Here is a 21,146-nt window from a genome sequence, read left to right as displayed (position 1 = left end):
TTACAACCCCGCCGCAGAGTCTCATCCTGATTGACGCTGAATCTCACCGTGATTGCCGCCGCGCACGCGTGAATGCCAGCGCTCTGTTCCGCCGCTGGCAATAATCGGGCTTGGCTCCTCCGGCTAGCTTTGGATCGACAAACAGCCCGAGCAGCGTTCGCGATATCTTCGCGGAGCTTGCCGGGCCGCTTCGTGGCAAAAGACTGATCACGACCACACTCCCGTCGTCCCTTTTGCAAAACTTAAAGCGCGCTATCTTCTCCGGAATATTGCCGGAGATTGTCCATGCGCGCTTTATCTCTCGCCGCCCTCTGCATCACTCTCGCCTTCGCACCGGCCGCACGAGCGGAAGATCCGGTACAATCGGCACAGACGTTGATCCAAGAACAGATCGAAGCTTTTCTGCACAATGATGCGACGGCCGCATACTCCTTCGCCGCGCCCGGCATCCAAGCGCTTTTTCCCGACAAGGATACCTTCTTCGCCATGGTGAAGAAGAGCTATCAACCGGTATTCCACCCCGGCAACTACGCCTTCGGCAAGAGCCGCTCCATCGACAACGGCGCCGTCGTCTATCAAGAAGTGCTGATCACCGGCACGGACGACAAAGACTGGACTGCGATCTATGAGATCACACGTCAGCCGGATGGCAGCTACAAGATCAATGGCGTGCAAATCCTGCCCAACACGACGAGCGAGGGGATTTAAGCGAAATCCCCTCTGCCTTCGCAGCAGGTGCTGCCGGTGAACGGCTGTTTTGCCTCAGCAATACCATTCAAATCCTCGTCACGCCTGGACGAGTTTTAGCCGCCCGCCCTGCCGAAACTGACGGGGTGAGCCGCCGCCCCATCAATCGCAGGCCGGGGTGCCGGAACGGCTACCGTAGACGTTGGCACTGCGCTGATGCTTGCGGTCGTGGTCGGATCCAGCGTTGGAATGGGGATCTGGTTCCCGGTTGGCAACAAGATCGGAGATGGCATTGTTGTGACCGCGTTCGTGGTCACATAGTTCATTGCAACTTCGTAACCCGGGAGCGGCGCTGGCGTTTCAAGCGCCCCATCCAGCCCGCGTTTCTCATAGAAGGCGTTTCCGCCGGCCACGGCAACATAGTGCATGTTATTGTACGGGAACTTCAGACCTTCCGTGTGGAAGAACATCGCGTCCTTGACTTCCGGATGCCGTTCTCCATTGAGAACCTCCGACGCGACTTGGTCGAGATCCGGTTCGGCCAGGTCGCTGACCGTCCTCGTCATCACCCCTGGCGCAAATTGCCTTTTTTGCGCGACGACGCCGCAGATCGACGAGGCGTATGCGCCGGAGGTCAGCCTGTTCATCACGACCGATCCCACTGCCATGTATCCATCATGGTTCGAGTGCTCGGACTCGAAATACATGGCTCGCTTCAAACAGTCGCGATCTTTAGCCGTGTAGTTGTAGGTTACCTTCGTCGGTCGAATGGACTTGGAAGAGTTTTGGCTGGTCGAGGGTGCTTTCGCCACCGTCGTACAGCCCGTGGCTGCCAATCCGACAAATATTAGTCCGGAAAGACAGGTCCCCAATGCGCGTTGCGCCCTCAACGGCAGGTGCCTCCTATTTTATTAGTGAGCCCTTATCGATAAAGTGGGTGGTTTTGTAGCCGAACTTTTAAGGAATTTCAAACATAAAGCACCAAAAATATGACAAATGAGCCTTATCAGGGCCAAGGGATCGTTTTGCAATCCGCTATTTTTCCAAACGCATCCCATCACAGCGCGGTCTCAGGCGGCCTTTTGAAAGAGCTCAAATATACCGCCTGAAACGCCTAATTCATGACACGAAGATCGCGACATAAGCCATTGCTGATATTATATTTTCTAAATTAGCAATAGGCTCTGGACGCCAGCTGACTTCGATCAGAACTTGCCCTGGTGCGAAGCAATAAAACAACCAACCGCCTCTCACCGCCGACGGCGGTTTGCAGATCTCGCAGCCAGCCAAATTGACGCGCTCGAATTGTGCGTCCACAGCCTCGCGCGACGGCAGCACGAAGCCGATGTGATAGGTGTTGCGGCCGACGGATGCTGAATCAGCTCCGCCGAACGCATCCGCCGGACGGCTGACGACCAGTTCGAGCCCGGCATCGTCGCGCAGGATGGCCCGACCGTTCGCTCGGCCTGTTTCGATTTCGGTGAAATCAAAGACGGAAACGAAAAAATCCCGCGTCGCGGCGACGTCGGGAACATGCAAATCCAGGTGATTCAGTCGCATGACAGCTCCAAGGGGTGTCCCCGCAGAGGCATGTCGCTCGAAACGGCCCACACCAACGCGGGGTACTCGGCCACAATGACCAAGTTCCGCGTCGCGGGCCCTCACGCCAATGGCGCAGAGCAGAGCTTCCTGATGGAAGGGATTGGGCCTACCGAAACCAACCCTGCCTTTTTCGACAGGCTTCAATTAGCGCGAAATCAAGATGTATTCAAGCGCAGCGCATTGACACTCTCACCGTTCGTGCATCACGCCGACTCGAGATCGCCCCTTGCCCAATTCTCCTGCGTCTCGGCCATGAAATCGGCGAAGCGGCCTTCTGCGATCGCCTGACGAATGCCCTGCATCAGTTCCTGGTAGTACGCAAGATTGTGCCAGGACAGCAGCATGCCGCCAAGTGCCTCGTTGGCGCGGACGAGATGATGCAGGTAGGCGCGGGAATAGTCGCGCGAGGCCGGGCAATTCGACTGGTCATCGAGCGGACGCATGTCCTCGGCGTGGCGGGCGTTGCGGATATTGACCTTGCCGCGGCGGGTAAACGCGAGGCCATGGCGGCCGGAGCGAGTCGGCATCACGCAGTCGAACATATCGATGCCTCGGGCGACGGATTTCAGGATATCGTCCGGCGTGCCGACGCCCATCAGGTAGCGCGGCTTGTCGGACGGCAATTCCGGCAGGGTAAGCTCCAGCATGCGCAGCATCACATCCTGCGGTTCGCCGACGGCAAGGCCGCCGACGGCATAGCCTTTCAGGTCCATTTCACGCAGCGCCTGAGCCGAACGCACGCGCAACTCCGGCACATCGCCGCCTTGTACGATGCCAAACATCGCCTTGCCCAGCTGGTCGCCGAAGGCAACCTTGCAGCGCTCGGCCCAGCGCAGCGACAGCTCCATGGCACGCTCGATCTCCTTTGGCGTCGCAGGCAGCGCCACGCATTCGTCGAGCTGCATCTGGATGTCGGAACCGAGTAGCCCCTGGATCTCGATCGAACGCTCCGGCGACATATGGTGCGTGCTGCCATCGACGTGCGATTTGAACGTGACTCCCTGCTCGTCGAGCTTGCGCAGGCCGGAAAGCGACATCACCTGGAAACCGCCGGAGTCTGTCAGGATCGGGTGCTGCCAGCGGATGAGCTCGTGCAAGCCCCCGAGGCGGGCGACGCGCTCAGCGGTCGGGCGCAACATCAGATGATAGGTATTGCCAAGGATGATATCGGCGCCGGTTTCGCGAACCTGATCGAGATACATCGCTTTGACCGTGCCGACCGTGCCGACCGGCATGAAGGCCGGCGTGCGGATCGTGCCGCGCGGCATGGAGACTTCGCCGAGACGGGCGCCGCCATCGGTCTTCTTCAAGTGGAACTGAAAGCTCTCGCTCATTTCGTCTTAGTCTTTCCGGTAGAGCAGGCTGCCATCGCCGTAGGAATAAAAGCGATAGCCTGTCTCAATAGCATGGGTGTAGGCCGCGCGCATGGTATCGAGGCCGGCAAAGGCCGATACCAACATGAACAGCGTCGAACGCGGCAAGTGGAAATTGGTCATCAAAAGATCGACCGCCTTGAAACGGTAGCCGGGCGTGATGAAGATGCCGGTCGCGCCCGACCAGGGCTTGATCGTTCCGTCATCGCCGGCGGCACTCTCGATCAGCCGCAGCGAGGTCGTGCCGACGCAGATGATTCGCCCGCCCCTCGCCTTCACCGCGTTCAGCTTCGCCGCCGTCGTCGCGTCGACGTAGCCGATTTCGAAATGCATCTTGTGGTCTTCGGTGTCGTCGGCCTTTACCGGCAAAAAAGTGCCGGCGCCGACATGCAGCGTCACGAAATGCCGCTCGACGCCCATGGCATCAAGCGCGGCAAACAGTGACGGGGTGAAATGCAGCCCGGCAGTCGGGGCGGCGACGGCGCCCTCCTCGCGTGCGTAAATCGTCTGGTAATCGGCACGGTCGCGCTCGTCCTCGGGTCGCTTGGCGGCGATATAGGGCGGCAGCGGGACATGGCCGACCGCGGCAATCGCTTCATCCAGTGCCGGACCGGAAAGATCGAAGCGCAACGTGATCTCGCCGCCCGCGCCCTTCTCCTCGACCACCGCATCAAGAGCGCTGAGGATGCAGACACTCTCGCCGTGGCCGAACTGGATGCGATCGCCGATCTTGATGCGTTTGCCCGGCTTGGCGAAGGCCTTCCAGCGGTCGGGCGTGGCGCGCATGTGCAGCGTCGCCGATACCTGCTGACCAGGTGCACCGTCGCGGTGACGAACACCTTCCAACTGCGCCGGTATCACCTTGGTATCATTGAAGACCATGGCGTCGCCGGGGCGCAGGAAGGACGGCAGATCCCGCACCTGATGGTCGCTCTGCGTGTTTGCACCATTATTCGGATTGACGACGAGCAGGCGCGCGCTATCGCGCGGCTCGGCGGGTCTCAGCGCAATGCGCTCGTCCGGCAGGTCGAAATCGAAAAGGTCAACACGCATTCTTGGCAATCTCAGCAAAGCGAAACCCGCCCCTCACGCCTGAGGCGCAAGAGGCGGGCTTCAGGAATAATCACGATCAGACGTCGGCGGCAACCCGGGCGGAAACGATCGAATCCGGATCACGCACCGGCTCACCGCGCTTGATGTTGTCGACGTTGTCCATGCCGTCGATCACCTGACCCCAGACCGAATACTGCTTGTTCAGCCACGGCGCATCGGCAAAGCAGATGAAAAACTGCGAGTTGGCTGAGTTCGGGTTCTGTGAGCGGGCCATCGAGCAGGTACCGCGAATGTGCGACGTCGCGGAAAATTCAGCCTTCAGGTCCGGCTTGGAGGAGCCGCCCATGCCGGCGCGACCGGGATTGAAGCTCTCGCCGCCCTGCTTGCCGTATTGCACGTCGCCGGTCTGAGCCATGAAGCCATCGATGACGCGATGGAAAACGACACCGTCATAGGCCTTCTCGCGGGCAAGTTCCTTGATGCGGGCAACATGCTCAGGAGCGACCTGCGGCAGCAACTGAATGACAACCTGACCCTTGGTGGTTTCCAGGATGAGGGTGTTTTCGGGATCCTTGATCTCAGCCATTTGCGTTTCCTCTTCTCTCTTCTCGAATCTTACTTCTTGCCGACGGTGACCTTGACCATGCGGTCAGGGTTGCTCACTTCGCCGTTCTGGCCTTCGCCGCGCTTGATCTTGTCGACGAGTTCCATGCCGGAGACGACCTTGCCGACGACCGTGTATTGGCCGTTCAGGAAATCGCCGTCAGCGAACATGATGAAAAACTGCGAATTGGCGGAATTCGGGTCCTGCGCGCGCGCCATGCCGACGGTGCCGCGCGTGAACGGAACCTTGGAGAACTCGGCCGGAAGATCGGGCAAATCGGAGCCACCGGTGCCGGCCTTCTGCGGGTCATAACCCTTGGCCATGTTGCCGAACTTCACGTCGCCGGTCTGGGCCATGAAGCCATCGATGACGCGGTGGAAGGCGACGTTGTCGTATGCACCCTTCTTCGCCAGCGCTTCGATCTGCGCGACGTGCTTCGGGGCAACGTCGGGCATGAGCTGAATGACGACGGGGCCATCCTTGAGCTGGATCGTCAGAAAATCATCGGCCGCCGCCGAGAGGGCGCTGCCTGCGAAGGCAGCGAGGCTAAGAAAGCCTGCCAATGCGAGATGAAAGAGTTTCATGGGTGCTCCGTTCGGAAAATAAAGTCGGCCGATCTTTTACTTGGCCGCATTTTTCAACTTGTCTGTCAGGGCTTCGAGAACCGCTGATGGCACGAAGGCGCTGACATCGCCGCCCATGGATGCGATTTGACGCACCAATGTGGCGGTTATAGGCCGCGATGCCGTACCGGCAGGCAGAAACAGGGTCTGAATGTCAGGCGCCATCTGACGGTTCATGCCGGCCATCTGCATTTCATAGTCAAGATCGGTGCCGTCGCGCAGGCCTCGCACCAAGACGCTCGCGCCGTGCTTGCGGGCCGCATCAACGACCAGATTGTCGAAAGCGATGACAGAAATATCGCCGGCCTTCTGCGGCAGCGCGTCGGCGAGCGACCGCCTGATCAATTCGGCGCGTTCCTCAAAGGAGAAAAGCGGTATCTTGCCGGGATGGACGCCGATGGCGACGATAACCTTGGAGGCGATATTCAGCGCCTGCACAAGGACGTCCAGATGTCCATTGGTCATCGGATCGAAGGATCCGGGATAAAAGGCTATCGTCATACCAGAGGCCGGCCCGTTGTTTCGACGCCTTTTGTCACGGATGGGCTGGTATCGCAAGTCATTTACAACCCCGCGGCCGCCTCTGAACAGCAGATGAATGCAGCGTTCAAGCCTGTTTCAGATCAACAGTGCTTTACTCGCTTCAACATCGAAACGGGCCGGTTCCATCGGCTCACCCGCCTCCGGCTCAGGGAATATCAGGCCATGTTGGTCCTTGTGGTTGCAGTCGCCATTATCGGCTCTTTCATCCTCGAATACGTCGTTCATCTTTTCGCGAACAATTACGAAATCGAGTGGGCGACTGCCCATGCCGAGGGAAAGGCCACCAATTCTGCTCAAGAAATCGCCAACGCCATGCGCAAAACGCATCGCGAATCTGAACGCCAGATGAACAAGGCATTCAAGGTCTCTTCAGACGGGCGCTGGTAAACAGAGCCTCAACATATCGGCGGAACCATTCACGAGCCGCCGCGTTAAAAGCCGAAACCATAGATTTGCACATAGCGGTAAGAAGGAAACTGAGTATGCCCGACAAGATCACCCTTATTAACGTTGTTTGGATGACCATGATTTCGGGGATGCTTGCAGCGACAATCGCTCTTTACGATCAAAAGCCTGACCAGTCGAAGATCTACGGTCCCTTTGCTTCGGCTCGTCCGTTCGTTACCACAAGCCAGTACTAAGGGGCCTGAACGCTAGTTCCACGAGAGGAAGGGAGCGATCATGTTCACGATATTAACGGTGCTTACCCTCTTCATCAGCATCATGTTCATTGTGTCCGTCGCGTCCACCATCTCAGCGCTCTACCGCGAAAGCGAGGAGAGCAAGAAGCTGAACAAACACCATAAAGTGCTCTGAACTATAAGGTTTTCCGATATCCCCATCCCGAGTGCGGCCCTCCAATCGCTCGGGTTATTTCGAACCGGACGCTCCCCCAGCGTCCGGTTTTTTGTGTGCCTTTGCCCCGCGCCCCTCACCTCACGCTCCGTCGCCGTTACGGTGAGTGCTGGTTTCGCGATGAGAAGCGTCGCAATCGCTTCAATCGTGCTATGGCTATCCAGCTTCACTGAGGGATCGACATGCGCACTGTTGTTACAGGCAGCTCCGGCCGGCTTGGCCGCGCGATCTTCAACGCCTTGGCGGCAAACCACGCGGTCGTGGGGATCGATCGATCGCCATTTTCGACAACGCATGTCATCGGCGATTTTACGGATGCGGTGCCGCTGCGCCAAGTGCTGACGGGCGCGGGCGCGATCGTCCATTGTGCGGCTCTGCACGCGCCACATGTCGGAACGGTCCCCGATGACGAGTTTTTTCGGGTCAATGTCGAAGGAACTCGTCTACTGGTTGAGGCGGCCTTGGCAATGGGCGTGAAGCGTCTGGTGTTTACCAGCACGACAGCGCTTTATGGCTACGCGGTTCTTCCGGGCCAATGCGCTTGGATCGACGAAGACACCGTACCACAACCAAGAAGCATCTATCATCGCACGAAACTGGAAGCCGAGCGGATAGTCGAGGATATGGCCGGCCCGGATCTGCAGGTGCGCGTTTTGCGCATGTCTCGCAGCTTTCCGGAACCCGCAAATGTGATGGCTGCTTACCGGCTGCATCGTGGCGTCGATATCCGAGACGTCGCGGATGCACATGTCGCAGCGCTGACGAACGGCGGCGATCATTTTCAGCGGCATATCGTGTCTGCCGGTACGCTATTCAAACCGGAAGATTGCGAGGCGCTCGCGGTAGATGCAGCCTCCGTCATCAGATTGCGCACGCCGGGACTTGCAGCTAAATTCGCGCAAAGAGAGTGGCCTTTGCCCCAAAGCATCGATCGCGTCCACGCGTCGAAATCAGCAGGCACCGTCCTCGGATGGCACTTCCGCTTCGGCTACGATGAGGTTTTCGCACAACTGGAGCGAGGAAGCCTGGAAGTTCTTCCTCCCTTTTCCCAAGGCAATAAACAACCGGAATAGCCAGGCTTTTATGCAGTGGCGCACATCGAAACGCTGTGACATCAACAAAAAACCGGGCCGCCTAAGCCGCCCGGTCCAAATTTTTTCACATGTTAAGCGCGAACCTTATTCTTCGGTTCCGCCTTCGTCACCATTCGAGACTTCGGCGTCGCCGTTCGGAACGTCGTCCTCGGTGCCATTGTCGACCGCGTCATCCTCGCCCTCCGGCTCGCTGATGCGCTCGACCGAAACGACCTTTTCATCCTTAGCGGTCGAGAAGATGGTAACGCCCTTGGTGGCGCGGCTGGCAATGCGGATGCCGCCGACCGGTACGCGGATCAATTGCCCGCCATCCGACACCAGCATGAGCTGATCGCCATCATCGACCGGGAAGGCGGCGACAAGTTCGCCGATCTCGCTGGTCTTCGACGTATCGGTGGCGCGGATGCCCTTGCCGCCGCGACCGGAGATGCGGAAATCGTAGGAAGACGAGCGCTTGCCGAAGCCCTTTTCAGAGACCGTCAGCACGAATTGCTCCAGCGCCTTCAGTTCCTCATAGCGCTCATCGCTAAGCTGTCCCTCCTCGGTGACTTCCTCGCCCACCAGCGCAATTTCCTCGTCCTCGCCCGTGGTCGAGCGACGGTCGCTGGCGGCGCGCTTGAGATAGGCGGCGCGTTCCCAGGGCTCGGCATCGACGTGGTTGACGATGGTCATCGAGATGATGCTGTCGCCCGAGGCCAGCGTGATGCCGCGAACACCGATGGAATTGCGGCCGGCAAAAACGCGCACGTCCGAAACCGGGAAACGGATGCACTGACCGAGCGCCGTTGTCAGAAGCACGTCGTCGTGTTCAGTGCAGGTCTCGACGGAGAGGATTTCGTCGCCCTCCTCTTCCAGCTTCATGGCGATCTTGCCATTGCGGTTGACCTGAACGAAGTCCGAGAGCTTGTTGCGGCGCACGGTGCCGCGCGTCGTCGAGAACATGACGTCGAGATTGTCCCAGGTGTCCTCGTCCTCGGGCAAAGGCATGATCGTGGTGATGCGCTCGCCGGGCTCCAGGGGCAACATGTTGATCAGAGCCTTGCCGCGTGACTGCGGAGTGCCGATCGGCAGGCGCCAGACCTTCTCCTTGTAGACGATGCCATGCGACGAGAAGAACAATACCGGCGTATGCGTGTTGAGAACAAATAGCCGGGTAACGAAATCCTCGTCGCGCGTCGTCATTCCTGAGCGGCCCTTGCCGCCGCGGCGCTGAGCGCGATAGGTCGTGAGAGGCACGCGCTTGATGTAGCCGAGATGCGAAACGGTGACGACCATATCCTCGCGGGCGATCAAATCCTCGTCGTCCATCTCCAGGCCGCCATCGACGATCTCGGTGCGGCGCGGCGTGCCGAACTCATCGCGAACGGCGATAAGTTCTTCTTTTACAATGGATTGAATGCGAACACGGGACGAGAGGATATCGAGATAGTCCTTGATCTCGGCGCCGATCTTATTGAGTTCGTCGCCGATTTCGTCGCGGCCAAGTGCCGTCAAACGGGCAAGACGCAGCTCGAGAATGGCGCGCGCCTGTTCTTCCGAAAGATTGTAGGTGCCGTCTTCGTTGATGCGATGGCGCGGATCATCGATTAGCCGGATAAGGGATTCGACATCTTCCGCCGGCCAGCGGCGCGTCATCAGCTCTTCGCGCGCCGACTGCGGGTCGGGCGCCTGACGGATGACGCGGATCACTTCATCGATATTGGCGACCGCGATCGCCAGACCGACCAAGACGTGGGCGCGTTCGCGCGCCTTGCGCAGCAGATATTTGGTGCGGCGGCTGACCACGTCCTCGCGGAAGGACACGAAGGCCCTCAACATGTCGAGAAGGGTCAGCTGCTCAGGCTTGCCGCCGTTCAGCGCGACTACGTTGGCGCCGAAAGAGGTCTGCAGCGGCGTGTAGCGATAAAGCTGATTGAGGATGACTTCAGCATTGGCGTCGCGCTTCAGCTCGATCACCACGCGGTAACCCTGGCGGTCGGATTCGTCGCGCAGGTCGGAGATGCCTTCGACGCGCTTTTCGCGCACGAGCTCGGCCATCTTCTCGATCATCGACGCCTTGTTCACCTGATAGGGAATCTCGGTGATGATAATCTGCTCGCGGTCGCCGCGCATCGGTTCGATCGTCGCGACGCCGCGCATGACGATGGAGCCGCGTCCGGTCTCATAGGCCGAGCGGATGCCGGCACGGCCGAGAATCTTGGCGCCGGTCGGAAAATCCGGACCCGGGATGATCTGCATGATCTCCGGCAGTTCGATTGCCGGATTGTCAATCAGCGCGATGCAGCCATCGATCACCTCAGACAGGTTATGCGGCGGAATATTGGTCGCCATGCCGACGGCAATGCCGCCGGAACCGTTGACCAGCAGGTTCGGGAACTTTGCCGGCACAACGACGGGTTCGCTCAATGTGCCGTCATAGTTCTCGCGGAAATCGACGGTTTCCTTGTCGAGATCGTCGAGCAGCGAATGCGCCACCTTCTGCAGGCGGCATTCCGTATAACGTTCGGCCGCCGGCGGATCACCGTCCACGGAGCCGAAATTGCCCTGACCGTCGATCAGCGGCAGGCGAAGCGACCAGGGCTGCGCCATGCGGGCGAGCGCGTCATAAATCGCCAGGTTGCCGTGCGGGTGGTATTTACCCATCACGTCACCGGTGACGCGGGCGCATTTCACGTATTTCTTGTTCCAGTCGATCCCGAGTTCCGACATGCCATACAGAATGCGCCGATGGACGGGCTTGAGACCATCGCGAACATCGGGAAGCGCGCGGCTGACGATCACGCTCATGGCGTAATCGAGATACGACCGCTGCATTTCCTCCATGATGGAAATCGGCTCGATGCCTGGCGGGAGCTTCCCGCCGCCGGGTGGTGTTTGCTCAGTCAAAACAGATCACGATCTCTTTTAGAATCACTGCGGAATTTATAGCCGAAAGGCCCAGTCAGCGCCAATTTTGACCGGTGCTTTTGAACAGGCTTTTGCCCTCTTAACCCGCTAAATCGAACATTTCCGTGGCAGAAGGTCTTAGTCGCGCCGCATTGTGCTTTGCGAACCATCATTCCTCGCATATCAATGGGCAAACAACAAATAGAAACAAGTGCCGGGGATCATATGGCGAGCGCGGACACGCTGATCAATGCCTTCACAACGCTGCTCGTCACGGTCGATCCACCAGGTCTTGCTCCGCTCTTCATCGGCCTCACAACCGGCATGAACCGGGCTCAACGCCACCAGGTGGCATTGCGCGGCTCACTGATCGCATTCTTCATTCTAGCGGGCTTTGCCTTGTTCGGCGCCGGCGTTCTCGGCGTTCTCGGCATTTCCATCGGCGCCTTCCGTATCGCCGGCGGCTTGCTGCTCTTCTGGATCGCCTTCGAGATGGTGTTCGAGAGGCGGCAGGACAGGAAGGAAAAGACGACGGAAGTCGCAATCACCAAGGATCACATCCAGAATATCGCGGTCTTTCCCTTGGCTCTGCCGCTGATCGCGGGACCAGGCGCCATTTCTGCAACCATCCTGCTGGCCGGTTCGTTGCAAACCATGTTTGATCGAGCCCAGTTGATCCTCGTCATTGCCGTCAACCTCGGACTGGTCTTCGCCGCTTTGGCGATATCGGACAGGCTCGATCGCATGCTGGGATCAACCGGCCGCGCCATCCTGACGCGCCTGCTCGGCGTCATCCTCGCCGCACTCGCCGCCCAATTCGTCGTGGACGGTGCGCGGGCCGCCCTCAAACTCGCATAAAGAAGGCCCGCCGGGAAAGGCGGGCCGTTCAACTCCATTCGTTACGATCTACCGATCAAAGCCGCGCGATCAGAACGGGATATCATCGTCCAGGTCACGCGAGAAATTGCCGCCGCCGCTGCTCGCGGCGCCGCCACGGCTACCGCCGGCACTGCGGCCAGAGGATTGCGACGAAGGCTGACCATAGTCGTCACCGCCAAAGTCGCCGCCGTAACCACCGCCAAAGTCGCCGCCGCGTCCGCCGCGACCGCCTTCGACGGCGCCGCCGCCTTCACCACGGCCATCCAGCATGGTCAGCGTCGAATTGAAGCCCTGCAGCACCACCTCGGTCGAATAGCGATCCTGGCCGTTCTGATCCTGCCATTTGCGCGTCTGGAGCGCGCCTTCGATATAAACCTTGGCGCCCTTCTTCAGATACTGCTCGGCAACCTTGCAGAGACCTTCGTTGAAGATCACCACGCGGTGCCACTCCGTCTTTTCCCGGCGCTCGCCGGAATTGCGGTCGCGCCAGGTTTCCGACGTGGCAATGTTGAGGTTGGCGATCGGACGGCCGTCCTGCGTGCGGCGGATTTCCGGGTCCGCCCCGAGATTGCCAACCAGAATTACCTTGTTCACACTACCGGCCATGATACCTACCCTGCTTGCCGCCCATCGACGGCTCTGAAACTCTATCCACGCACCTTAGACCATTGCCGCTATCAGGCGCTATTTAAAGCGGCACCATCTGCCGCAGTCATCCACAGACATTATATGGCATGCAGCCTTGACCCAAAGGCAAATTTGTTCTTTCTTTGTTCTAATTCACCTCTATGATCCTGTCAACCGAATCGAAAACCTGGCGTTCCCTTTGATTTCAGCCTCGACTCACGGGCGGGCATCACTAAATAAGGGCAGACACCAAGGGACCAGCAGACGACGATGAGCGAACTGAAGACTATATCCATACGTGGCGCGCGCGAGCATAATCTCAAGGGCATCGATCTCGATCTGCCGCGCAACAAGCTGATCGTCATGACCGGCCTGTCCGGCTCCGGCAAATCCTCGCTCGCCTTCGATACGATCTATGCCGAGGGACAGCGCCGTTATGTCGAGAGCCTGTCGGCCTATGCACGGCAGTTCCTGGAGATGATGCAGAAGCCGGATGTCGATCAGATCGACGGCCTGTCGCCGGCGATTTCGATCGAGCAGAAGACCACGTCGCGCAACCCGCGCTCGACGGTCGGCACCGTCACCGAAATCTACGATTATATGCGCCTGCTCTTTGCCCGCGTCGGCGTGCCTTATTCACCGGCGACGGGCCTGCCGATCGAGAGCCAGACGGTCAGCCAGATGGTCGACCGCGTGCTTGCCTTCGACGAAGGCACCAGGCTCTATATCCTGGCGCCGCTCGTGCGCGGCCGGAAGGGCGAGTACAAGAAGGAACTGGCGGAGCTCATGAAAAAGGGCTTCCAGCGCGTCAAGGTCGACGGGCAGTTTTATGAGATCGCCGATGTCCCGGCGCTCGACAAGAAGTACAAGCACGATATCGACGTCGTGGTCGACCGTATCGTCGTCAGACCCGACGTGTCGGCGCGCCTGGCGGACAGCTTCGAAACCTCGTTGCATCTCGCCGACGGCCTTGCGATCGCCGAATTCGCCGACAAGCCGTTGCCGCCGGAAGAAACCTCGGCCGGCGGCTCGGCCAACAAATCGTTGAACGAGACGCATGAACGCGTGCTGTTTTCGGAAAAGTTCGCCTGCCCGGTTTCCGGCTTCACCATTCCAGAAATCGAGCCGCGGCTGTTTTCGTTCAACAATCCCTTCGGCGCCTGCCCTTCCTGCGACGGGCTGGGTTCGCTGCAAAAGATCGACCCTGCACTGATTGTGCCGGAGCCGGAGCGGACGCTGCGCGACGGTGCCATCGCGCCCTGGGCCAAGTCGACATCGCCCTATTACAATCAGACGCTGGAAGCGCTCGGCAAGCATTACGGCTTCAAGCTCGGCAGCCGCTGGAGCGAGCTGTCCGACACGGCGAAAGACGTCATCCTCAACGGCACCGAGGACAAGATCGAGTTTCATTACGCCGATGGCGCCCGATCCTATACGACGCACAAGAATTTCGAAGGCATCGTACCGAACCTCGAACGCCGCTGGAAGGAAACGGATTCCGCCTGGGCGCGCGAGGAAATCGAGCGCTTCATGTCGGCCGCCCCCTGCCCGGCCTGCAACGGCTATCGCCTCAAGCCGGAAGCGCTGGCGGTAAAGATCAACAAGCTGCACATCAGCCAGGCTGCGGAAATGTCGATCCGCGTTGCCCGCGATTGGTTCGAAGCTCTGCCGGAGACGTTCACCGACAAGCAGAACGAGATCGCCGTGCGTATCCTCAAGGAGATCCGCGACCGCCTGCGTTTCCTCAACGATGTCGGCCTCGAATATCTGAGCCTGTCGCGCAATTCCGGTACGCTGTCAGGCGGCGAAAGCCAGCGCATTCGCCTGGCCTCGCAGATCGGCTCGGGACTGACGGGCGTGCTCTATGTTCTCGACGAACCGTCAATTGGTCTGCATCAACGCGACAATGCCCGTCTCTTGGAAACGCTGAAACATCTGCGCGACATCGGCAATACGGTGATCGTCGTCGAACATGACGAGGATGCGATCCTGACGGCGGATGATGTCGTCGATATCGGTCCTGCCGCCGGTGTGCATGGCGGCCAGGTGGTGGCGCATGGCACGCCGCAGGACATCATGGCCAATCCGAAGTCGCTGACCGGCAAATATCTCTCCGGCGAACTCGGCGTTCCCGTTCCCGATGAGCGCCGCAAGGTCAAGAAGGGCAAGGAGATCAAGGTCATCGGCGCGAGAGGCAACAACCTCAAGAACGTCACGGCCTCGATCCCGCTCGGCGTCTTCACCGCGGTCACCGGCGTTTCCGGCGGCGGCAAGTCCACGTTCCTGATCGAGACGCTTTACAAATCTGCCGCCCGCCGCGTCATGGGCGCACGCGAAATCCCGGCCGATCATGATCGCATCGACGGCTTCGAACACATCGACAAGGTGATCGACATCGACCAGTCGCCGATCGGCCGCACACCGCGATCGAACCCGGCAACTTATACCGGCGCCTTTACGCCGATCCGCGATTGGTTCGCCGGCCTGCCAGAAGCCAAGGCGCGCGGCTATCAACCGGGCCGCTTCTCCTTCAACGTCAAGGGTGGTCGCTGCGAAGCCTGCCAGGGCGATGGCGTCATCAAGATCGAGATGCACTTCCTGCCTGACGTTTACGTCACTTGTGACGTCTGTCACGGCAAGCGTTACAACAGAGAAACTCTGGACGTCACCTTCAAGACCAAGTCGATCGCCGATGTACTCGACATGACCGTCGAAGAGGGCGTCGATTTCTTCGCGGCCGTTCCGGCCGTGCGCGACAAGCTGCAGTCCCTGAAGGATGTCGGCCTTGGCTATATCAAGGTCGGCCAGCAGGCCAATACACTTTCGGGTGGCGAAGCGCAGCGCGTCAAGCTAGCCAAGGAACTGTCGAAACGATCGACCGGTCGCACGCTTTATATTCTTGATGAACCAACCACCGGCCTGCACTTCCACGACGTCGCTAAACTCCTGGAAATGCTGCACGAACTGGTCAACCAGGGCAATTCGGTTGTCGTCATCGAGCATAATCTCGAGGTCATCAAGACGGCCGACTGGATTCTCGACTTCGGTCCCGAAGGTGGCGACGGTGGCGGCGAGATCGTCGCTGTGGGCACGCCGGAGACGATCGTCAAGGAGAAGCGCTCCTATACCGGTCAGTTTTTGAAGGAATTGCTGGAGCGGCGGCCGATGAAAAAGGTGGCGGCGGCGGAGTGATCTAGCCTGGCCAATCAATGGAGGAGAGAATGACCACTGCAGGCACGATCCGAACCGGTATCGGCGGCTGGACCTTTGAGCCTTGGCGCGGGACATTCTATCCCGACACGTTGAAGCAGAAGGACGAACTCAATTTCGCGAGCCGCAAGCTGAAGGTGATCGAAGTCAACGGCACCTATTACAGCACCCAGAAGCCGGAGGTTTTCGCCAAATGGGCTGCGGATGTGCCAGATGGTTTCATCTTCTCGCTCAAGGCGACGCGTTTCGTCACCAACAGGCGCGTGCTCTCCGAAGCCGGCGAGTCGATGCAGCGCTTTCTCGACTCCGGCATCAGCGAATTGGGCGCTCATCTCGGGCCGCTGCTTTGGCAATTCGCGCCGACCAAGAAATTCGACCCGGAGGATTTCGAGGCGTTCCTGAAATTGCTGCCGGATAAACAGGATGGCTTGGCGCTCAAGCACGTCGTCGAGGTCAGGCATGACTCCTTCAAGGTGCCGGAATTCATCGCTCTGCTCGCCAGGTACAATGTCGCGCCGGTTTGCGCCGAACATTTCGAATATCCAATGATTGCCGATGTGACCGCCAATTTCGTCTATGCCCGCCTGCAGAAGGGCTCCGACGATATCAAGACCTGCTATCCGCCGAAGGAATTGAAAGCCTGGGCGAAGCGGTTGGAAACCTGGGCCGAGGGCGGGATACCCGATGATCTGCCGTTGATCGATGGGAATCGCAAGGTCAAGGCCGAGCCGCGTGACGTCTTTGCCTTCATGATCCATGAGGGCAAGGTCAATGCGCCGCATGGCGCGATCGCGCTGCAGGAAGAAGTGGCGAAATAGCGGTCCTCAGAAGGGTGTGACGTGGGCGACGAGGTCTTCAGCCGTCAGCCCTTTTCCCGCCCGCTGCCCGGCTAAGCCATGCAGCCAGACACCGGCTGCCGCGGCTTCGAATGCGGGGGTCCCCTGCGCCAGAAGTGCACCGACGATGCCGGCGAGCACGTCGCCTGAGCCGGCGGTGGCAAGCCATGACGGGGCATTGGCGTTGATCAGCGCCCGACCATCGGGTGCGGCAATGACGCTATCGGCGCCCTTATAAATAATGGCGGCATGAGCCCTCGCTGCCGCCGCCCTCGCCTTCTCGACCTTACTCAACGTATTGTCCGCAGCGATATCGGGGAAAAGACGGGCGAACTCGCCCTCATGCGGTGTCAACACAAGGCGTGTGGGACCATCCGCGAAAGCATCGAACAAGCCTTGCGGATCATCGCGAAAAGACGTGATGCCGTCAGCGTCAAGGACCAGATGGCGTTCGCTGAGGGCCAGCACAAATTTGCGAGCCTTCTCGCCGGCGCCAAAGCCGGGGCCAAGGACGAAAGTCGAGAGCCGCTGATCGGCGAGCCAGGCGCGCAGGGCGGTTTCGTCATCGACCGCATGCAACATGATCGCCGTCAGCAGCCCGGCATTGACGGCCAGCGCCTGCTCCGACGAGGCAATGGTGACGAGCCCTGCCCCCGCCTTCAGTCCCGCCATCGCCGACATGCGCGCCGCGCCCGTCGCGGTCGCGCCACCGGAAAACACCACCAGATGGCCACGTTTGTATTTGTGGGTGTCCGTGTCAGCAGCAGGCAGGTCCGCCTGCCATTGCGCCGGCGTGTTTTCCGCGATCATGCCGTTCGCCTGCGCGCGGACAATGCGCGCGGGAATACCAATATCGAAAACCTCCAACACACCGCAAAGGTCCCGTCCCGGCATCAGCAGATGACCGGGCTTTCGGGTCATGAACGTGACCGTGCGTACAGCGCGGAAAGCGGCACCGAGTATCTGGCCACTGCGGCCGTCAAGGCCGGAGGGCAAGTCGACAGCGATGACGGGAAGACGGGCCCCGGCAATCTCCGCGACAATCGTTGCAACCTCATCGGGGACGGAACGAGAAAGGCCCGCGCCGAAAATCGCGTCGATGACAATATCCCCACGGCGCGGCAAATAGCGCACCATTGTTTCGCCAACCACGGGACAATCCGCAAAGGCGCGGGCTGCATCGCCTTTCAGCTTTTTGGGATCGCCGAGATGAAAGAGCTCGACCTCCGCTCCGCTTTGCTGGAGGGCACGTGCCGCGACATAACCATCGCCGCCATTGTTGCCGGGACCGCAGAGGACGACGTATCGCAAGGCTTCAGGGAAATGCCGAAGGGCGCTCGCAGCCACCGCCTGGCCTGCCTTTTCCATAAGACCATAGGAATCGATAGTTGACGCCGCCGCAGCTCGATCGACGGCAGCCATATCATCGGGCGAAAGAAGCAGATCAGCGAGTGGTGGCATCATGACGGACATTATTGAATGCGAAACCTGCCTGAAAAACAACCATAATTCCGTGGCAGATTTTGACTAAATTTTATGCATCTGCACAACAATAGCCCACAAAGATTTAAAATCCTGTAGAGCCATGACTGTGAGGAATACAGCACTTTTTTCCCAAAATTTCGCTTATCTCAGCCATCTCCGTGCGAAATCGCTTCCATTTTCTCGAAAAATCCTCATCAATCCGAGTTCTCAGCGCCAATTCGCTGAGATTTTTTACGGCAGGCCTCTGTGAACTGGCATGATACGTGCATCACGTTGGCCAAGCGGGAGTAGTCCTGCTGTAACGGGAGAAGCGGAGAGACATTTTCTCATGAAAAAGATCGAAGCGATCATTAAGCCTTTCAAGCTCGACGAAGTGAAGGAAGCCCTTCAGGAAGTCGGCCTGCAGGGCATCACTGTCACCGAAGCGAAGGGCTTCGGTCGTCAGAAGGGCCACACGGAGCTCTACCGTGGCGCGGAATACGTCGTTGACTTCCTGCCCAAGGTTAAGGTCGAAGTCGTATTGGCCGACGAAAATGCGGAAGCGGTGATCGACGCTATCCGCAAGGCCGCGCAGACGGGCCGTATCGGCGACGGAAAGATTTTCGTCTCCAATGTGGAAGAGGTTATCCGAATCCGCACTGGGGAAACAGGTATAGACGCCATTTAATCGGCCCGGCCTTTTCCGGCCACGGCCCGTAATCGTCATCTAAGTCAAGGGAAGAAATTTTAATGACGACCGCAAGTGAAATTCTCAAACAAATCAAGGATAACGACGTCAAGTTCGTTGACCTGCGGTTCACCGATCCCAAGGGCAAGCTGCAGCATGTCACGATGGATATCGTCTGCGTCGACGAAGACATGTTCGCAGATGGCGTCATGTTCGACGGCTCCTCGATTGCGGGTTGGAAGGCCATCAACGAATCCGACATGGTGCTTATGCCCGACACCGATACGGTTCACATGGATCCGTTCTTCGCGCAGTCCACCATGGTCATCCTCTGTGACATCCTCGACCCGGTCTCCGGCGAAGCCTACAACCGCGACCCGCGCGGTACCGCCAAGAAGGCAGAAGCCTATCTCAAGGCATCCGGCATCGGCGACACCGCCTTCTTCGGTCCGGAAGCTGAATTCTTCGTCTTCGACGACGTCAAGTACAAGGCCGATCCCTACAACACCGGCTTCAAGCTCGACTCCAGCGAATTGCCGTCCAACGACGACACTGACTATGAAACCGGCAACCTCGGCCACCGTCCGCGCATCAAGGGCGGCTACTTCCCGGTTCCGCCGGTCGACAGCGCCCAGGACATGCGTTCGGAAATGCTGACGGTTCTCGCCGAAATGGGCGTTGTCGTCGAAAAACATCACCACGAGGTGGCCGCCGCTCAGCACGAACTCGGCATCAAGTTCGATACGCTGGTGCGCAACGCCGACAAGATGCAGATCTACAAGTACGTCGTTCATCAGGTCGCCAATGCCTACGGCAAGACGGCAACCTTCATGCCGAAGCCGATTTTCGGCGACAACGGTTCGGGCATGCACGTTCATCAGTCGATCTGGAAGGGTGGCAAGCCGACCTTCGCGGGCGACGAATATGCCGGCCTCTCCGAGAGCTGCCTCTACTACATCGGCGGCATCATCAAGCATGCCAAGGCGATCAACGCCTTCACCAACCCGTCGACGAACTCCTACAAGCGTCTCGTCCCGGGCTATGAAGCTCCGGTCCTGCTCGCCTACTCGGCTCGCAACCGCTCCGCCTCCTGCCGCATACCGTTCGGCTCTAACCCGAAGGCAAAGCGCGTCGAAGTTCGCTTCCCGGACCCGGTCGCCAACCCCTATCTCGCCTTCGCCGCCATGCTGATGGCCGGCCTCGACGGCATCAAGAACAAGATCCATCCGGGCAAGGCCATGGACAAGGACCTGTACGACCTGCCGCCGAAGGAGCTGAAGAAAATCCCGACGGTTTGCGGCTCGCTGCGCGAAGCGCTCGAAAGCCTGGACAAGGATCGCAAGTTCCTGACCGCCGGCGGCGTCTTTGACGACGACCAGATCGATGCTTTCATCGAGCTGAAGATGCAGGAAGTCATGCGCTTCGAAATGACCCCGCATCCGGTCGAATACGATATGTACTACTCGGCATAAGAACCGAGGTGAAAGCCCCGGTTTCGCCGGGGCTTTTGCTTACTGGCAAGCGTGAGGCAGCCGCATTTTCGGTCACGGCTGCCTTGCTGGACGTCACAATTCGTGTGTCGCGGAATCGAACAAAACAGGGCGCGCGGCGTTGATCGAATGTGACGGTTAGATGAAGGAATCGGGGCAAAATCCTTGATATCGGTGGTGAAACCCACCACATGATTGCTTGAAAGGAAGTCGCCATGAAACAACGAACTGCAAAATTCAATATCGGCGACGTAGTGCGGCACCGGATGTTTCCCTTCCGTGGTGTCATCTTCGACGTCGACCCGGAATTCGCCAATACCGAAGAATGGTGGAATTCCATCCCGGTGGAAGTGCGGCCCAGCAAGGACCAGCCGTTCTATCACCTTCTCGCCGAAAACGACGAGACTGAATACGTCGCATACGTGTCCGAGCAGAATCTGATCAGCGACGAGAGCGGCGTCCCGCTTCGCAACCCGCAGATCGCTCAGATCTTCGACAAGGCCCCCACAGGCGAGTTCAAGCCCAAGATGAGCTTCGCCCACTAGGCGCAAATTTCATGTAGGTTTTTCGGAGGGAAGACGCTCCCAACGTCTTCCCTTTCGTGTTTCTGGAGATAAGGCAACAATGAAAAA

At 59.1% G+C, this 21,146-nt stretch carries 21 protein-coding genes; 11 read left to right on the top strand and 10 right to left on the bottom strand.

Features of this window, described 5'->3' with window-relative positions; translation table 11 throughout:
• Nucleotides 1-285 precede the first annotated feature (285 nt).
• Nucleotides 286-708, top strand: coding sequence for a DUF4864 domain-containing protein (locus tag PY649_RS07270; RefSeq protein ID WP_285867544.1), 423 nt, complete (start codon nucleotides 286-288; stop codon nucleotides 706-708).
• A 95-nt stretch (nucleotides 709-803) separates the two neighbouring features.
• Here PY649_RS07270 and PY649_RS07265 read toward each other — a convergent pair whose 3' ends face one another.
• The 7 genes from PY649_RS07265 to coaD all read right to left on the bottom strand — a co-directional run bounded on the left by PY649_RS07265 (nucleotide 804) and on the right by coaD (nucleotide 6,443).
• Complete coding sequence (locus tag PY649_RS07265; protein WP_432761331.1) at nucleotides 804-1,394, bottom strand: cell wall hydrolase; 591 nt, start codon at nucleotides 1,392-1,394, stop codon at nucleotides 804-806.
• A 412-nt stretch (nucleotides 1,395-1,806) separates the two neighbouring features.
• A complete protein-coding gene (locus PY649_RS07260) occupies nucleotides 1,807-2,247 on the bottom strand; it encodes a VOC family protein (RefSeq protein WP_285867542.1) in 441 nt (146 codons plus the stop codon).
• 245 nt (nucleotides 2,248-2,492) lie between these two features.
• Entirely contained in the window at nucleotides 2,493-3,623 is a 1,131-nt protein-coding gene (tgt, locus tag PY649_RS07255) for a tRNA guanosine(34) transglycosylase Tgt (protein WP_285867541.1), read from the bottom strand.
• Nucleotides 3,624-3,629: 6 nt separating this feature from the next.
• A complete protein-coding gene (gene queA, locus PY649_RS07250) occupies nucleotides 3,630-4,715 on the bottom strand; it encodes a tRNA preQ1(34) S-adenosylmethionine ribosyltransferase-isomerase QueA (protein WP_285867540.1) in 1,086 nt (361 codons plus the stop codon).
• Nucleotides 4,716-4,791: 76 nt separating this feature from the next.
• Nucleotides 4,792-5,301, bottom strand: coding sequence for a peptidylprolyl isomerase (locus PY649_RS07245; protein ID WP_285867538.1), 510 nt, complete (start codon nucleotides 5,299-5,301; stop codon nucleotides 4,792-4,794).
• A 29-nt stretch (nucleotides 5,302-5,330) separates the two neighbouring features.
• Nucleotides 5,331-5,903, bottom strand: coding sequence for a peptidylprolyl isomerase (locus PY649_RS07240; RefSeq protein ID WP_285867537.1), 573 nt, complete (start codon nucleotides 5,901-5,903; stop codon nucleotides 5,331-5,333).
• A gap of 36 nt (nucleotides 5,904-5,939) precedes the next feature.
• Nucleotides 5,940-6,443, bottom strand: a complete 504-nt coding sequence (coaD, locus tag PY649_RS07235; protein WP_285867536.1) for a pantetheine-phosphate adenylyltransferase — start codon at nucleotides 6,441-6,443, stop codon at nucleotides 5,940-5,942.
• On the opposite strand from coaD, the gene PY649_RS07230 reads away from it, so the two are divergent.
• From PY649_RS07230 to PY649_RS07215, 4 genes are all read left to right on the top strand, one after another.
• On the top strand, nucleotides 6,393-6,872 hold the full coding sequence (locus tag PY649_RS07230; protein WP_285867556.1) for a hypothetical protein: 480 nt from the start codon (nucleotides 6,393-6,395) through the stop codon (nucleotides 6,870-6,872). The genes coaD and PY649_RS07230 overlap by 51 nt on opposite strands.
• A gap of 95 nt (nucleotides 6,873-6,967) precedes the next feature.
• Entirely contained in the window at nucleotides 6,968-7,126 is a 159-nt protein-coding gene (locus PY649_RS07225; protein ID WP_162950149.1) for a hypothetical protein, read from the top strand.
• A gap of 40 nt (nucleotides 7,127-7,166) precedes the next feature.
• Nucleotides 7,167-7,301 carry a hypothetical protein gene (locus tag PY649_RS07220; RefSeq protein ID WP_285867535.1) on the top strand — a complete coding sequence of 45 codons (135 nt, stop codon included), beginning with the start codon at nucleotides 7,167-7,169 and terminating at the stop codon, nucleotides 7,299-7,301.
• A gap of 221 nt (nucleotides 7,302-7,522) precedes the next feature.
• The gene (locus PY649_RS07215; RefSeq protein WP_285867534.1) at nucleotides 7,523-8,413 is read left to right on the top strand and encodes an NAD-dependent epimerase/dehydratase family protein; all 891 of its coding nucleotides are present in this window, start codon (nucleotides 7,523-7,525) and stop codon (nucleotides 8,411-8,413) included.
• Between the two features lie 105 nt (nucleotides 8,414-8,518).
• Here PY649_RS07215 and gyrA read toward each other — a convergent pair whose 3' ends face one another.
• Complete coding sequence (gene gyrA / locus PY649_RS07210) at nucleotides 8,519-11,320, bottom strand: DNA gyrase subunit A (protein ID WP_285867533.1); 2,802 nt, start codon at nucleotides 11,318-11,320, stop codon at nucleotides 8,519-8,521.
• A 225-nt stretch (nucleotides 11,321-11,545) separates the two neighbouring features.
• On the opposite strand from gyrA, the gene PY649_RS07205 reads away from it, so the two are divergent.
• Nucleotides 11,546-12,178, top strand: coding sequence for a MarC family protein (locus PY649_RS07205; protein WP_285867532.1), 633 nt, complete (start codon nucleotides 11,546-11,548; stop codon nucleotides 12,176-12,178).
• A gap of 69 nt (nucleotides 12,179-12,247) precedes the next feature.
• Here the strand turns inward: PY649_RS07205 and PY649_RS07200 are convergent, their stop codons facing one another.
• Nucleotides 12,248-12,805 (bottom strand): single-stranded DNA-binding protein, encoded by a 558-nt coding sequence (locus PY649_RS07200; protein WP_285867531.1) that lies wholly within the window; start codon nucleotides 12,803-12,805, stop codon nucleotides 12,248-12,250.
• Nucleotides 12,806-13,096: 291 nt separating this feature from the next.
• On the opposite strand from PY649_RS07200, the gene uvrA reads away from it, so the two are divergent.
• Together uvrA and PY649_RS07190 are read left to right on the top strand one after the other, a co-directional pair.
• Nucleotides 13,097-16,018 carry an excinuclease ABC subunit UvrA gene (uvrA, locus tag PY649_RS07195; protein WP_285867530.1) on the top strand — a complete coding sequence of 974 codons (2,922 nt, stop codon included), beginning with the start codon at nucleotides 13,097-13,099 and terminating at the stop codon, nucleotides 16,016-16,018.
• A 29-nt stretch (nucleotides 16,019-16,047) separates the two neighbouring features.
• Nucleotides 16,048-16,854, top strand: coding sequence for a DUF72 domain-containing protein (locus PY649_RS07190; RefSeq protein WP_285867529.1), 807 nt, complete (start codon nucleotides 16,048-16,050; stop codon nucleotides 16,852-16,854).
• 6 nt (nucleotides 16,855-16,860) lie between these two features.
• Here PY649_RS07190 and PY649_RS07185 read toward each other — a convergent pair whose 3' ends face one another.
• A complete protein-coding gene (locus PY649_RS07185; RefSeq protein ID WP_285867528.1) occupies nucleotides 16,861-18,336 on the bottom strand; it encodes an NAD(P)H-hydrate dehydratase in 1,476 nt (491 codons plus the stop codon).
• Nucleotides 18,337-18,685: 349 nt separating this feature from the next.
• Between PY649_RS07185 and PY649_RS07180 the strand changes: the two genes are divergently transcribed.
• The 3 genes from PY649_RS07180 to hspQ all read left to right on the top strand — a co-directional run bounded on the left by PY649_RS07180 (nucleotide 18,686) and on the right by hspQ (nucleotide 21,059).
• Nucleotides 18,686-19,024 carry a P-II family nitrogen regulator gene (locus tag PY649_RS07180; protein ID WP_003539626.1) on the top strand — a complete coding sequence of 113 codons (339 nt, stop codon included), beginning with the start codon at nucleotides 18,686-18,688 and terminating at the stop codon, nucleotides 19,022-19,024.
• A gap of 62 nt (nucleotides 19,025-19,086) precedes the next feature.
• On the top strand, nucleotides 19,087-20,496 hold the full coding sequence (gene glnA, locus PY649_RS07175) for a type I glutamate--ammonia ligase (protein WP_120704160.1): 1,410 nt from the start codon (nucleotides 19,087-19,089) through the stop codon (nucleotides 20,494-20,496).
• Between the two features lie 233 nt (nucleotides 20,497-20,729).
• Entirely contained in the window at nucleotides 20,730-21,059 is a 330-nt protein-coding gene (gene hspQ, locus PY649_RS07170; RefSeq protein WP_285867525.1) for a heat shock protein HspQ, read from the top strand.
• The last annotated feature ends 87 nt before the right edge of the window (nucleotides 21,060-21,146 follow it).

This window comes from Rhizobium mayense (genome assembly GCF_030272705.1).
GTDB lineage: Bacteria > Pseudomonadota > Alphaproteobacteria > Rhizobiales > Rhizobiaceae > Rhizobium > Rhizobium mayense.
This window is presented reverse-complemented; position numbering and strand designations above follow the sequence as displayed.

What these genes read in the sequence shown, in the direction of transcription:
- glnA (WP_120704160.1), top strand. Translation starts at nt 19,087, where the DNA reads ATGACGACCGCAAGTGAAATTCTCAAACAAATCAAGGATAACGACGTC.
- tgt (WP_285867541.1), bottom strand. Translation starts at nt 3,623, where the DNA reads ATGAGCGAGAGCTTTCAGTTCCACTTGAAGAAGACCGATGGCGGCGCC.
- PY649_RS07240 (WP_285867537.1), bottom strand. Translation starts at nt 5,903, where the DNA reads ATGAAACTCTTTCATCTCGCATTGGCAGGCTTTCTTAGCCTCGCTGCC.
- PY649_RS07230 (WP_285867556.1), top strand. Translation starts at nt 6,393, where the DNA reads ATGTCCATTGGTCATCGGATCGAAGGATCCGGGATAAAAGGCTATCGT.
- PY649_RS07245 (WP_285867538.1), bottom strand. Translation starts at nt 5,301, where the DNA reads ATGGCTGAGATCAAGGATCCCGAAAACACCCTCATCCTGGAAACCACC.
- PY649_RS07215 (WP_285867534.1), top strand. Translation starts at nt 7,523, where the DNA reads ATGCGCACTGTTGTTACAGGCAGCTCCGGCCGGCTTGGCCGCGCGATC.
- hspQ (WP_285867525.1), top strand. Translation starts at nt 20,730, where the DNA reads ATGAAACAACGAACTGCAAAATTCAATATCGGCGACGTAGTGCGGCAC.
- coaD (WP_285867536.1), bottom strand. Translation starts at nt 6,443, where the DNA reads ATGACGATAGCCTTTTATCCCGGATCCTTCGATCCGATGACCAATGGA.
- PY649_RS07180 (WP_003539626.1), top strand. Translation starts at nt 18,686, where the DNA reads ATGAAAAAGATCGAAGCGATCATTAAGCCTTTCAAGCTCGACGAAGTG.
- PY649_RS07205 (WP_285867532.1), top strand. Translation starts at nt 11,546, where the DNA reads ATGGCGAGCGCGGACACGCTGATCAATGCCTTCACAACGCTGCTCGTC.
- queA (WP_285867540.1), bottom strand. Translation starts at nt 4,715, where the DNA reads ATGCGTGTTGACCTTTTCGATTTCGACCTGCCGGACGAGCGCATTGCG.
- PY649_RS07185 (WP_285867528.1), bottom strand. Translation starts at nt 18,336, where the DNA reads ATGATGCCACCACTCGCTGATCTGCTTCTTTCGCCCGATGATATGGCT.
- uvrA (WP_285867530.1), top strand. Translation starts at nt 13,097, where the DNA reads ATGAGCGAACTGAAGACTATATCCATACGTGGCGCGCGCGAGCATAAT.
- PY649_RS07225 (WP_162950149.1), top strand. Translation starts at nt 6,968, where the DNA reads ATGCCCGACAAGATCACCCTTATTAACGTTGTTTGGATGACCATGATT.
- PY649_RS07220 (WP_285867535.1), top strand. Translation starts at nt 7,167, where the DNA reads ATGTTCACGATATTAACGGTGCTTACCCTCTTCATCAGCATCATGTTC.
- PY649_RS07190 (WP_285867529.1), top strand. Translation starts at nt 16,048, where the DNA reads ATGACCACTGCAGGCACGATCCGAACCGGTATCGGCGGCTGGACCTTT.
- PY649_RS07265 (WP_432761331.1), bottom strand. Translation starts at nt 1,394, where the DNA reads ATGTATTTCGAGTCCGAGCACTCGAACCATGATGGATACATGGCAGTG.
- PY649_RS07260 (WP_285867542.1), bottom strand. Translation starts at nt 2,247, where the DNA reads ATGCGACTGAATCACCTGGATTTGCATGTTCCCGACGTCGCCGCGACG.
- PY649_RS07200 (WP_285867531.1), bottom strand. Translation starts at nt 12,805, where the DNA reads ATGGCCGGTAGTGTGAACAAGGTAATTCTGGTTGGCAATCTCGGGGCG.
- PY649_RS07270 (WP_285867544.1), top strand. Translation starts at nt 286, where the DNA reads ATGCGCGCTTTATCTCTCGCCGCCCTCTGCATCACTCTCGCCTTCGCA.